The organism is Larkinella sp., assembly GCF_965227735.1.
In the GTDB taxonomy this organism is placed as follows: domain Bacteria; phylum Bacteroidota; class Bacteroidia; order Cytophagales; family Spirosomataceae; genus Larkinella.
This window is the reverse complement of record NZ_OZ245776.1, coordinates 2,572,944-2,585,950: the sequence shown is the minus strand read 5'-3', so window position 1 is coordinate 2,585,950 and position 13,007 is coordinate 2,572,944. Positions and strand designations below refer to the sequence as shown.

General features: G+C 44.8%; 10 protein-coding genes. All 10 read left to right on the top strand.

Annotation, left to right across the window (positions count from 1 at the left end):
- Positions 1–44 precede the first annotated feature (44 nt).
- Entirely contained in the window at positions 45–1,505 is a 1,461-nt protein-coding gene (locus ACO064_RS10015) for an OmpA family protein (protein ID WP_421827240.1), read from the top strand.
- A gap of 236 nt (positions 1,506–1,741) precedes the next feature.
- Entirely contained in the window at positions 1,742–4,099 is a 2,358-nt protein-coding gene (locus ACO064_RS10010; protein ID WP_421827239.1) for an SLBB domain-containing protein, read from the top strand.
- The gene (locus ACO064_RS10005; RefSeq protein WP_421827238.1) at positions 4,099–5,178 is read left to right on the top strand and encodes a GNVR domain-containing protein; all 1,080 of its coding nucleotides are present in this window, start codon (positions 4,099–4,101) and stop codon (positions 5,176–5,178) included. Before ACO064_RS10010 ends, ACO064_RS10005 begins: the two co-directional genes overlap by 1 nt.
- 16 nt (positions 5,179–5,194) lie before the next feature.
- A complete protein-coding gene (locus tag ACO064_RS10000) occupies positions 5,195–6,451 on the top strand; it encodes a nucleotide sugar dehydrogenase (protein ID WP_421827237.1) in 1,257 nt (418 codons plus the stop codon).
- A gap of 11 nt (positions 6,452–6,462) precedes the next feature.
- On the top strand, positions 6,463–7,821 hold the full coding sequence (locus ACO064_RS09995; protein WP_421827236.1) for a hypothetical protein: 1,359 nt from the start codon (positions 6,463–6,465) through the stop codon (positions 7,819–7,821).
- The gene (locus ACO064_RS09990) at positions 7,815–8,717 is read left to right on the top strand and encodes a glycosyltransferase family 2 protein (protein WP_421827235.1); all 903 of its coding nucleotides are present in this window, start codon (positions 7,815–7,817) and stop codon (positions 8,715–8,717) included. The genes ACO064_RS09995 and ACO064_RS09990 overlap by 7 nt, the downstream gene beginning before the upstream one ends.
- Before the next feature lie 38 nt (positions 8,718–8,755).
- Positions 8,756–9,940 (top strand): O-antigen polymerase, encoded by a 1,185-nt coding sequence (locus ACO064_RS09985; protein WP_421827234.1) that lies wholly within the window; start codon positions 8,756–8,758, stop codon positions 9,938–9,940.
- A gap of 7 nt (positions 9,941–9,947) precedes the next feature.
- The gene (locus tag ACO064_RS09980; protein ID WP_421827233.1) at positions 9,948–10,844 is read left to right on the top strand and encodes an alpha-1,2-fucosyltransferase; all 897 of its coding nucleotides are present in this window, start codon (positions 9,948–9,950) and stop codon (positions 10,842–10,844) included.
- Between the two features lie 18 nt (positions 10,845–10,862).
- Positions 10,863–11,735, top strand: coding sequence for a glycosyltransferase family 2 protein (locus tag ACO064_RS09975; protein WP_421827232.1), 873 nt, complete (start codon positions 10,863–10,865; stop codon positions 11,733–11,735).
- A 158-nt stretch (positions 11,736–11,893) separates the two neighbouring features.
- The gene (locus ACO064_RS09970) at positions 11,894–12,898 is read left to right on the top strand and encodes an SDR family oxidoreductase (RefSeq protein ID WP_421827231.1); all 1,005 of its coding nucleotides are present in this window, start codon (positions 11,894–11,896) and stop codon (positions 12,896–12,898) included.
- The last annotated feature ends 109 nt before the right edge of the window (positions 12,899–13,007 follow it).

Below are 13,007 nucleotides of genomic sequence, written 5' to 3'. Positions count from 1 at the left end.
CACACTCAATGGTTTATTAACTGTCAAACAATAACCTGATAAGTATGAAAAAAGTATCCCTGTTCGTAAGGGCAATGGGACTGGCTCTTCTGGCAGCGACAGGTGCCAGTGCCCAGTATAACCCGAAAGCCTCGTATGAAGGCCCTGCAAAACTGAACACCTGGTCAGTTTCTGTCATGGGCGGACCCACTCAATTCTTTGGAGACCTGAGGGAATATGACTTCTATCCGGTTTCGAAAACCGGATTTGACAGCTACGACGAACGTAAGTCGGCGTTCTTTGGCGTAGCCGTCGGGAAGCAGTTGTCTCACCTGTTTGGCCTCCAGCTCGATGGGCAGTTTGGTAATTTAGTCGGTATGAAGCGCCGGTTGTATTATTCTTATTTTCGATCAAACTTCATCCAAACCGACCTGACGGGAAGTGTGAACCTGAAAAGTCTGTTGTTTGGTATCAATAAAATGAAGCGCTGGAAGGTTGATGCCTACACGGGTATCGGGGTGATGTTCTTCAAATCAACCGCCTACGAATTAGGAACCGGCCGCGTACGTCGCTGGACCAAAACCAACAATGGCGATGGCATCCTGCGTGAGGCCAAATACGAAAAAGACTGGGTGATTCCTGTTGGTCTGGCCGTTAACTACGAAGTGAGCTCCCGTTTCGATGTGGGTCTGGACTTCCGGTTTTCAAACGTCAACACCGACCGGCTCGATGCCACCATCGGGGGAAACAGCTCCAGCTATTTCGATCAGTTCGGCACCCGCGGACAATTTGACAACGCTTTCGAACGCAAAGGAGAGTCGAACCTGGACAAGTGGGGATATGCAGCCGTATCGGTTACCTACAAATTAGGCAAAAACGCGATCAAGGTTCAGAAAGTGAACGGAAAATACGAGTACGATACGACCAAAGGTACGTATCACCTCCGCTGGACCGATCCTCGCAACCTGATCAAGCCGCCGGTCATCCTGACGCTGGAGCAAATCGACTCGGTAGCGAAAGCCAACCGGCCTAAAGACATTGATCCCCGTTTGTTGATGGATACGGATAATGACGGTGTTTCGGATTACTTCGACCGTCAGCCCAACACCCCGGCTGGTAGCATCGTTTCCGGTGCGGGTGAAGCCATCGACTTCGATAAATACGTAAGTGCTGCTCTGCCGGGTATTGCCTGTGCCGAGATCCTGACCAACGTAGCTTTCGACACCGACAAAAACATCATCAAGCCGCAGTACTACGACATGCTGAACAAAGTGGTTGAATTGCTGAACAAAACGCAATGCCGCCTGCAACTGTCGGGTCATGCTGACCGCCGTGCTTCTGACCGGTACAACATCGCGCTGTCGCGCCGTCGTGTTGAAGCCGTCAAGAACTACCTGGTGAAACAGGGTCTGAATGATGCCAACCGCATTATCATCGACTACTTCGGATCGTTCAAACCGATCGGCGACAATTCCCGTGCCGGTCTGACGAAAAACCGCCGGGTTGAATTGCGCCTGGTTCCGTAAGGATTCGTTTAAAAAAACAATAAAAAAAGCCCCGAAGGTGTAACCTTTCGGGGCTTTTTGCGTCTCAATAGAGTCGGTTATGAAAGGTAGTCGCAAGGGAGAATAAATCGGGAGAGAAACCGGTACTCTTTCCGATGCTATCCTCTTTACAATGAGTTGATTAGCGTTTATTTCCGAATTTTAATCTTCGCCTTTTTTCTTTGGTGCAGTATTTCAGTCATTCAATTATTCATAACGTGCATTTAACCGGTACGAAGAAACGTAGCGTATTGGGCCAGACGATGGGCCTGTTTATTTTATTTCATTTATTCACCAGTACAACGCCAGCCTTTGCGCAAAAGGTAAGCGAATTGACGGATGAGCAGGTTCGCCAGTTTGTCAGTCAAGCGAAGAACAGCGGTCTATCCGAATCCCAGATTGAGCAATTGGCCGCGTCGCACGGATACACCCCGACGGATGTAAAAAAAATGCGCGAGCGCATCGACGCGCTGGATCATACACCGGCTTATACGGCCTCAACGCCGGCTCAAATTGGTCGTGAACAGCTCGATAAGGCAGGTCTCAGCCCAGCAGGTTCTGCTTTGCGTGAAGACACTACCGCCAGACATAAACCACCGGTTTTTGGAGCCGGTCTGTTTTCGTCCGCTAATCTGACCTTTGAACCCAATCTGCGGATTCCTACGCCGAGAAACTACCAGCTTGGTCCGGAAGATGAGCTGATCATCGACGTATATGGGAATGCTCAGCAAAACTACCGGGTCAAAGTCAGCCCTGAGGGTGCCATCAAATTAGAAAATTTAAGCCCGGTTTATGTCAATGGATTGACCATCGAGCAAGCCGAACAACGAATTGTCGGACGGCTGCGTCAACTCTACTCCGGTTTGAATGCCAAAGGAAGTGGCGTTTTTGCAACCATTGCTCTGGGAAGTATCCGAAGTATTAAAGTGACGCTGCTCGGACAGGTCGTGCAACCCGGAACCTATACCCTGTCTTCGCTGGCAACGGTATTCAACGCGCTTTATGTAGCCGGGGGGCCTGACCCTGATCGGGGTTCGTTTCGTGACATTCGCGTTTACCGGGGGAACCGGCTGATCCGTACGCTGGATGTATACGACTTTTTACTTCGTGCCGATCAAAAAGATAACATCAGGCTTCAGGACCAGGATATTGTTTACGTAAACCACTATGATACGCGGATCGAGCTGACGGGCGAAGTCAAGCAGCCAGCTCTATATGAGGTTCGGAACGGAGAATTATTGAAAAATGTGCTGGCTTTCGCCGGCGGTTTCACTGATAAGGCCTACGTGGCTTCATTGACGTTGCAGCGGAATACGGCCAAAGAACGGCAAATTGTGACCATATCCTCCGCTGACATACCGTCTTTCGTGCCCCAGCGCGGTGATGTATATTCGGTGGGGGCCATCCTCGATCGCTACGAAAACCGGGTGACGATCAACGGAGCGGTATTTCGGCCCGGGGTGTACGCGTTGCAAAACAGTCCCACTGTGCGGCAATTGCTGGCCACCGCTGAGGGATTGCGGGAAGATGCGTTTCTGAACCGGGCAACGATCCGTCGGCTGCGGCACAATCTGGACCCCGAACTCATCGCGGTTGATTTGGGTAAACTGATGCGCGGAGAAATGAATGACATCAGCCTTCAGCGGGAAGACGTGGTTTCGGTGGCCTCTTACAGCGATTTAAGGGAGCACAGAACCGTGCGTATTCATGGCGCTGTCAACAAACCCAGCGTGTTTGATTATGCCGACAGCATGAGTGTCGCCAGCCTGATTATTCTGGCGGGTGGTTTTTCCGATGGCGCAACGGCCACCCGGATCGAAATTGCCCGGCGGGTGCGGAAAGACACCAGCGACCTGCCCGGTAACCAGAGTATCCGGCTTTTTCAGTTTGAACTGAACGATCAACTCAAGCTCACCGAAGCAGATGCCCGGTTTGTGCTTTTTCCGTTCGATGAGGTGTTTGTACGAACATTTCCCCGGTATGAATTTCAGAAATCCGTCACCATTACCGGTGAAGTTCCTTATCCGGGCCAGTATCCGATTCGGGACAAATCGGAGCGCATTACGGAATTGATTGCCCGCGCCGGGGGGCTTCGTCCGGAAGCGTATCTGAAAGCAACCCGGTTTGTTCGCAATGGAGAGCTTGTGTCGGTCGATATTCAGGAAATTATGAAAAAACCTTCTGATACCGGGAATCTGCTCCTGCTGAAAGGGGATTCGATTCATATTCCAAGAAAAACAGAACTGGTACGCATACGGGGCGAAGTGCTCAATCCGGCCGTTATTGATTTCAATCAGTCCAAGTCCATCAAATCGTACATCAGCGGCTCAGGGGGCTTCACGTCCAAAGCGTTCCGCAAAAAGGTGTATGTCGTCTACGCGAATGGAAAAGTGAAACGGACCAAAGAGTTTCTGGGGCTGCGGTTTTACCCTGACGTCGAGCCCGGAATGGACATCATTGTTCCAGTTAGACCGCCCAGATCGGAGAGCAAACTGTCGGCCCCCGAGCGGGTGGCCGTGATGACGGGCATTACCTCACTGGCAGCGGTGGTGCTGACCATTATCCGGCTATTTTAATGAAAAAGTATATAACTTTGCCGCCGATCGAGGCTCAGCATGTCCGGCAACCTTCACATCTGGATCCTGAGTGGGCTTTGGTTGCGGTATGGCACCAAAAGACCGCTGTTCTGCTTATCGCTTTTTTATTTGGGATTGCTGGGGTAATCATAGCCTTGCTGAGTCCGTTTGAATACACATCGGAAGTGCGGGTGATGCCGGAATTGCAAGCCCGGTCGGCTTTGAATTTAAAGCGGTTTGGAGCCCTGGCAGAATTAGCGGGGATCAACCTGGAAGGGGTTAGTAATACGGAAGCCATTCGGCCGGACCTCTATCCGGATGTGCTGAAAAGTACTCCTTTCATTTTATATTTGCTGAATCAGCCCATCACAACGGTTAAAAAAAGTAAATATGCCAGCCTGGCTGCTTTCCTGACTCAGGAATCATTTTCGTGGACTGATCGGTTTTTTGACAGGAAGCCGTTAACGGTTCCTCTGTCGACCGACGACCGGCAGGCGTTGCGTCTGACGCGGGACCAGGAGCAGTTAATCAAAGACACGAAGGAGCGCATTTTATCCGATTTAGATAAGCAGTCCGGCGTTATCATTATTCGGGTAAAAATGCCGGATGCCGAAGTTGCGGCTCAGGTCAGTCAACTGGCAATCGATTATTTGACCCGCTATGTGATTCAGTACCGGACTGAAAAAACCCGTTCCGATCTGAAATTTCTTTCGGGACGATTTCGGGAAGCCAAGCAACGGTATGACCGGGCAATGGTTCATCTGTCGGCTTACAAGGACCAGCATCGGTATATGGTAACGGAGATTGGAACCATTGAAGAGCGCCGTTTGCAGGCAGAGTTTGAATTAGCGCAGGGCTTATACAGCACCATTACCCAGCAATATGAACAAACCCGAATTAAAATACAGGAAGAGACCCCTATTTTGAAAATGCTGGAACCTGCCCAGGTTCCGACCAAACGGAGTGAACCGCGCCGGACCATCATGGTGTTGATGGCGGTTTTGATGGGTGGGCTTTTTGGTATAGGGATTGCACTGGTACGGCATATAGATTGGCAATCTCTGTCAATAAAAAGATAAGCGAGACTATAAAATCATGGATTCGGTACGCATTGCAATTGTTGGTTTAGGGTACGTGGGCTTACCACTGGCACTGGAATTTGGTAAACGATACGATGTTGTCGGGTATGACATCGATGGGCGCAGGATCGACGAACTACATGGCGGTTACGACCGAACCCGGGAGACGGATGAAACGACACTCCGGCAAACGAACCGCCTGCGGTTTTCGTCCAGCCTGGACGACATTGCCGGCTGTACGGTCTATATCGTTACAGTTCCAACCCCCGTCGATGCCTATAAAAAACCAGATTTAAGACCGTTGCTGGGTGCCACACGCGACCTTGGAAAGGTGCTGAAAAAAGGAGATTTGGTCATTTATGAATCGACGGTTTATCCGGGTTGTACGGAAGAAGAATGCGTGCCGGTTCTTGAAAAAGGCTCCGGGCTGGTCTACAACGTCGACTTTTATTGCGGTTATTCACCGGAACGGATCAATCCGGGCGACAAAGTTCATACGCTAACCACCATCCGGAAAGTCACCTCCGGTTCGACGCCGGAAATCGCCCTTTTCGTGGATCAATTATACGCATCGATTATCCAGGCGGGCACACACAGGGCAACGTCGATCAAGGTGGCCGAAGCCAGCAAGGCCATTGAGAATGCCCAGCGCGATGTCAACATTTCGTTTGTCAATGAATTGGCGCTGATGTTTGATCGAATGGGAATCGATACCCTGGAGGTTCTGGAAGCCGCCGGAACGAAATGGAATTTTCTGAAATTCAAACCGGGCCTGGTAGGAGGGCACTGCATTGGAGTAGACCCGTATTATCTGGCTCACAAGGCTGAAAGCCTGGGGTACTACCCGCAGGTAATTTTGTCCGGACGACGCATCAATGACAACATGGGCGTGTTTGTCGCCAGCAAACTGGTCAAACTCATGATTCGGAAAGGGCATACGATCAACGGTTCGCGCGTTTTGTTGTTAGGTATTACTTTCAAGGAAAACTGCCCCGACATTCGCAACTCACGGGTCATCGATATTTACCGGGAGTTGGTCGAGTACGGCATTCAGGTCGAAGTACACGATCCGTGGGCCAATGCCGATGAGGTTGAAAAAGAGTACGGTTTCCGGCTGATCAGCCAGCCTGACGGCTGTTACGACGGCATTGTCATGGCGGTGGCGCATGAACCGTTCCGGGAACTGGATTACCCGGCTTTACGAACCGAGAAAACGGTTATGTATGATCTGAAGGGATTGTTGGACAAGGATAAAGTGGATAGCCGGTTGTAAAGAAAGAACTCGTGCTTGCTGGGATTGTAAGAAAAATAGCGTTATCGAATCGGGATATAACACCTGTCAAATTAATCGCCCTGACAGGGCTTAGTATTCTTGTTACGTTATTCATTAATTATCTTTTGGCTGAACAGGTTACCCCAGATCAATACGGGGCGTGGCGTCTATTTCTGATGATCGCATCATTTTCCGGTTTTTTCCATTTTGGATTTGCCGACGGGATCAACATTCAGTGGCTTTTTAGCGACCGATCAAACTGGCAGAAATCGGCCAAACGCGATTTTGTATATTTTTTAATTCAACAAACCGCACTTTACGGTATTGTTATTTTTGTATTGCACAGCCAGCTATTTCCTCAGATTAAGACTTTTTCAATACATGAAATTTGTTTGGCGAATCAAATTTTATTACAAAACAGCATCGGTTTGATTCAATCGTTCTTCAATCGTGCCCAGAAATTCTACCACGGTGTCGTATTGACCTTGTTTGGGCAAATTGTGTTTTGCCTTGGGATTATATTTTACCGAGCTGGGTATCTGGCAACACTCGATCTCATTCTACTCAGTAATATCCAATTAGTGGCGGTGGCAATCCCCATGTTGTATCTGTTATCCCGGGAGATAGAGCAAAGCCCCATGTTAGACAGGCGCGATTTTCACTTTAAGAAATTCTTCTACGCTTTCAGAAAGTCGGTTGGCGTGGGATTTCCCATCTTGCTTACTGGTCTTGTTTTTCTAGGATTTCAAAATATTGACAAATTACTTATCTCAAGCTATTATCCTGCAACTGACTTTGGGTATTATGCATTTGCTTCGGCGCTGCTAAATGTTGTTTTGACTCTGGTCGTATCAGTAAGTAATTTTTTAATGCAAAAAATGGCATATAGCCGTAATTCTATTGAAATATATTATAATAAATCGGTGAAATCTGTTTCTATTTTATTTTCTGTTCTGTTAATTAGTATACTTCCCTTGCAGTGGATTGCTACTAAAATAATCCCAGCTTATTCTGATTCGATGCTATATCTGACGTATTTGGCAGGTTCAATCGCTCCCTATGTATTGATACAGCTAATTCAATTTAATATGTTCAAGGTTTTGCAGAAGCAGCATTTTTTTTTAGCATTATCAATACCGGTTTTTGGCATGATAGCAGGTGCAATATGGCTGCTGGTATTAAATATGGTATCATTGACTTGCATCGCATTTATTTCAGCTTCTATGTCCTATAGTTGGTACATAGCCAGTGATGTACTATTGTGCTTTATTAACCCAGAGTTGAAACGTCACCAATCTCAAAGGTATTTGCATGTAGTAGTGACCTATATTTCATACTTATTTATAATATTTATCAACTTCTTATGGTAATTAGAGTAATTATATTAAACTACAACACCGTAGAGCTTACGCTGCAATGTGTTGATTATGTGCTCCGACAAAATGAATCAAATTTCAATATTGTGGTAGTTGATAATGGGTCACTAGAGGAATGCTACCAAGAAATAAAGTTAAAATTGCCTGCTTCAGTTAACTTAATAAGATTTGAAAATAATGCAGGTTTTGCTGCTGGTAATAATCGCGGCTGTGGCCGAATAGAAAATTTGCCTGATCCTGATTACTATTTATTTATCAATAGTGATGCTTTTCTGACAGAACCGGGTACTATTAAAACACTGAGCACAGCATTAACAAACCAGTCTCAGGCCGTAGCCATTTCACCCCTGGTCCACACTACTTCAAATTCTGTACCCGTTCGCTTTCAGATTCAGGTGAGAAGAATCCTGTCACCTGGCTGGCTGGTAATTTGCCATAGCCCAATTTTGCGCCGGTTACCATTTGCCAGACAATGGCATCATCATTTTATATACCGTGATTTAGTTCCTTATAGCGAAAATATATACCCTGTTGAAAGTATAAACGGTGCTGTTTTTATGATAAGAAGTGATTTTCTTCACCACATCGGACTATTGGATGAAGGGACATTTTTGTATTTGGAGGAAATCGTTTTAGGTGAACAGATTCGCAGGGAAGGCAGAATATGCTTATTACACGGTGGTGTCATTGTTCCTCATATTCAAGGTGCAACGACGGGGAACCAGCGTGGAAAGTTGAGTAAAAAATCTTTTAACTTTTTTATCGATAGTGAAGCTTATCTATTAAAAAAGTATCACAACTATTCAAATATTTGTTTAAGAATTATCAGGAAAATGCGTCTTTTTGAGTTCTTTGTAAAATCAATAAGAATTCGTTTTATCAATTTATAAAGAGAGTGATGGTCGTATTTTTACTAAATATAATATTCTTGCTCTCCATCTGGGGAATTATTTACATACTAAAAAAAAGAGTAACCAATATGGGGTATATTGAAATTTACTCTTTACTATGGTTTCTCTTAATTTTAGGGTCTCAACTTTCAGGGCCAATTTATCATGTTAAAATTTCAAGTTTATTTATAGTATATTGCTCGTGGATTTTGTTCCTGATTCCTTCTTTTTTTATTCAGGAAAATAGAAAATATACTAGTGCCGATTTTACTTCAATTAAAAACAGGTTGAAATTAATATTAGCCATTTTAGTGTTTACAAGCTTACTGGTCAATATTATTTCTTTGTACACATTACTTGGAGGAGTGAATTTTTTCAAACTTGGATTAATTGCATTGCGTGTAGAAGGAAGGCAGTTGTTAGATGAACAATCAACTGTTTTTTATCAACTATTTGCAAAATGCTTTATTATTTACATCCCTCTTGCCATGCTGGGATATAAAGAAAGGATTATCAGTCGATTTATTTTATTAGTTGTCTGTTTTATTGGTCTGTTTACGTGTGTGGTTACACTGACAAGAGCTCCAATATTATCATGGGCGATTACTATACTCACTTCCAGTAGTATTTACTTCAAGTTATCAAATAAAAGTTATTATTTGATAACTATTTACCTTGTATCTCCTATTATATTAGTTACAATGCTGGTAACAGGAATTGACCAGGAGTTATTGGATAATGTCAAGTTATACTTGTTTGGAGGTGTGAAGGCCTATGAAACGATATTAAATGGTGAGTATCCCGATAAATCTTTTTATGACAGTGATTTGTATAGTATTGATTTTATTAATTATACGTTGAAAAAAATAGGATTGATTGACCGTTATCCGCCCTTAATACGAGAGTATACCTACGTTCCTCACACCAACGTCTATACGTATCTGGACGCTGCAACTCTAGATATGGGTGTGGCAGGTGTCTTTTTCTCTGCGATTTCTTTTGGTGCTATTGCTGCTTACGTTCATAGTAAAGCTAATGCAACGAAGGATATAGTATATGTTTCATATTACTGTTTTATTAATTATGCTATTGCCATTTCATTTATGAATAACGAATTAATCAGGATAAATGGATTCATTCTTATTATCGAATTACTTGTCATAAGAATGTTTATTAGGGCCAATCATCTAAGAAAAGATGTACAGTCTGCGCTGAAAAATTAATACCCTTATGATTGTTGTTGAAATGAAAGGTGGTTTGGGCAATCAATTATTTCAATATGCGTTGGGCAGAAGCCTTGCGCACCAGCACCAAACCGACCTGGTTGTCGATCGGCAATTCTTGATGAATCGAAAAGTAACAGGGCAGAATATAGTTTATAGAAATTTTGACCTTGATTTACTCTCTGTTCATCCTGTCGAGGCTATTTCATTCATTTCGCAAAGGTATGGAACCAGTGGTTCTTTGCCCGTGCGGATCGTGAAACGGTTTTTGAATCAAACTATTCAGTTGGGTCCACTACGGTATATAGAAGAGCGAACACCATTTCGGCAGGATATCCGGATCGGGCAGGCAGGAAAGGATCTGTATTTAAGCGGTTATTGGCAATCTGTTCAGTATTTCCGAACCATAGAAAATGAATTGAGGGCCGAATTACAGTTTGCAAATCCCATTCCTCCGTTCGCAAATGAACTGGCGGAAAATATCCGGGCAAAAAAATCGGTTTGTGTTCACGTACGGCGGAGTGACTTTGTGACAAATTCGCGTCATAATATTATTCAGACCGATTATTACCAGCAGGCCGAGCGAATGATTCGGGCGTATGTAACCGATCCCGCTTTCTATGTGTTCTCCGACGATATTGATTGGTGCCGCACCCATCTTCGTTTTGATGGACCTACGGTTTATGTAGGAGATGAGTATGCAGGTGAACGGGCCGGAACGTATTTGCAACTGATGACGCTTTGCCATCATTTTATCATACCCAACAGCACATTTAGCTGGTGGGCTGCGTGGTTGAGCAAGCATATAAATAAAGTGGTCATTGTTCCAAAGAATTGGGTGTATGACCGTGGTACTTTTATCAAGTCGGATGAACTGGTTTATCCGGGCTGGATTCAACTTTAAACAGGATGAGGTGATTCTATGGCTATGGTTACTGTCGGCTTACCGGTTTACAACGCGGCTCCCTATTTGGCCGATGCCATACAGTCGGTCTTGAACCAAACGTTCAGAGATTGGGAACTACTTGTTGTTGATGATGGGTCGACGGATGGCTCGGTTGGTATTGCCCGGTCGTTCAGCGATGCCCGGATAAAAGTTATTTCTGATGGACTTAATCTTGGCTTGCCGATCCGTCTGAACCAAATTTCTCAGTTAGCACATGGCTTGCTAATTGCTCGGATGGATGCAGACGACATTATGGTGGATAAGCGTCTACAGGTCCAAATTGACTATTTTGGCAAACATCCAGAAGTCGATGTTGTAAGTTCGTTCATTTATACTATTGATAAACATAATAAGGTGTTTGGAATGAGGGGTAGTACAAATTTGCCAATTACAATTAAAGGAGCCATATCAGGAGTCCCTATTGCACACCCCACAGTTATGGCTAGAAAGAGCTGGTTCTTGAAACACCCTTATAATCCCACGAATTTCAGGGGACAAGACATGGAATTGTGGTTATCAACTATTGAAATAGCAAAGTTTCACGTAATTACAGATTCGCTTCTGTTTTACAGAGAATTAGGGATCCCTTACACTAAAAAATATTTACAAACATCGCAGGCCGTACGTACACTTCTCAAAAAATACAGTAAACAACTTGGTTACTGGAATACACTGCTTGCTTTCCTTATGACTTATATAAAAGACGGGCTTTATATACTCTTTAACCTTTTTAATAATGAAGATTGGTTGTTGCGTCGTAGGAGCAAAGCATTGACTACATCGGAACTGCAGGATGCCCAAAAAAAACTCAATCAATCGATTCAACGGAGTCTGACACCTACACCATGAACCGGAATTATCCCCTTGTTCAAACGTTCACCGTGCCGATTTCTTTAATTTTTATCGAAGAGTGCTTTATTTAAGTGCGAATAAATTGCTTGCGCAAGCATATAATTTCGTTCAAAAAATGTATAAAAGCCGGTATCGCCGACGAACGACTGTAAAAAATGTATAAAACCGCCTATCACGAGAGCTCATTGAGCGAATACGCATTTTTAATAACTGGAGGAGCCGGTTTTATTGGATCAAATCTGGTTGAGTATTTGCTAAAGCACAACGCCGGCAAAGTCCGTGTATTCGATAATTTCAGTACAGGTTTTAAGAGTAATCTGGATGAGTTTACAACTCATCCGGCTTTTGAGTTACTGGAAGGGGATATTACCGATGCCCACGCCTGTCGACTCGCCTGTGAAGGCATTACTCATATTTCGCATCAGGCTGCACTTGGCTCGGTCCCACGTTCTATTAAAGACCCCATGCGTACACACCAAGTCAATGTAACCGGTTTTTTGAATATGCTGATTGCAGCACGAGACGCCGGAATTCGCCGATTTGTTTATGCTTCATCAAGTTCTGTGTATGGCGATAGCCCGGCACTTCCCAAAGCAGAACATCAAATCGGCTGGCCGCTTTCGCCTTATGCAGTTACGAAGGCCGCTAATGAGCAGTATGCACGGGTATTCGGAAAGATCTATGAAATGGAAACCATTGGCCTGCGGTATTTCAATATATTTGGACCCCGTCAAAGCCCAAATGGTCCTTATGCTGCGGTAATCCCATTATTTATGCAAGCCGTCAAGGAAAATACCGCTCCTGTCATTCACGGCGATGGCGAACAGACCCGCGATTTTACCTTTGTAGAAAATGCCGTTCAAGCCAATGTGCTTGCCATGCTAGTCAACAATGTATTAACATACAATGAGATTTTTAACGTCGCCGTCGGTGAACGGATTTCACTGAATCAGCTTTGGAATGAGCTCTGTACCATTGGCCAGAAAGAATTGAGTCCTTTGCACGTAGAAGCGCGCAAAGGCGATGTTCGGGATAGCCTTGCCGATTTATGCAAAAGTCGGACAATACTTTCATATCAATCTAAAATCTCACTGAAAGAAGGACTACTAAAAACGTACAATTGGTATTCGAACGCGACTGTGCAAGAAATAACGGGGTGAAACGATGATTTCGCCCGGAGAATGTGCGGGTGATGCGTTGCTTTCTTCGGTATGGGCCTATTTTACAGTAGCAATCGTAGGAAATTACTTTGCTAGCTGGATTTTTTCA

Bases quoted from the DNA above. Each gene is read 5' to 3' on its own strand.
- ACO064_RS10015 (WP_421827240.1), top strand. From the start codon at position 45: ATGAAAAAAGTATCCCTGTTCGTAAGGGCAATGGGACTGGCTCTTCTG.
- ACO064_RS10005 (WP_421827238.1), top strand. From the start codon at position 4,099: ATGAAAAAGTATATAACTTTGCCGCCGATCGAGGCTCAGCATGTCCGG.
- ACO064_RS10000 (WP_421827237.1), top strand. From the start codon at position 5,195: ATGGATTCGGTACGCATTGCAATTGTTGGTTTAGGGTACGTGGGCTTA.
- ACO064_RS09990 (WP_421827235.1), top strand. From the start codon at position 7,815: ATGGTAATTAGAGTAATTATATTAAACTACAACACCGTAGAGCTTACG.
- ACO064_RS09980 (WP_421827233.1), top strand. From the start codon at position 9,948: ATGATTGTTGTTGAAATGAAAGGTGGTTTGGGCAATCAATTATTTCAA.
- ACO064_RS09975 (WP_421827232.1), top strand. From the start codon at position 10,863: ATGGCTATGGTTACTGTCGGCTTACCGGTTTACAACGCGGCTCCCTAT.
- ACO064_RS09970 (WP_421827231.1), top strand. From the start codon at position 11,894: ATGTATAAAACCGCCTATCACGAGAGCTCATTGAGCGAATACGCATTT.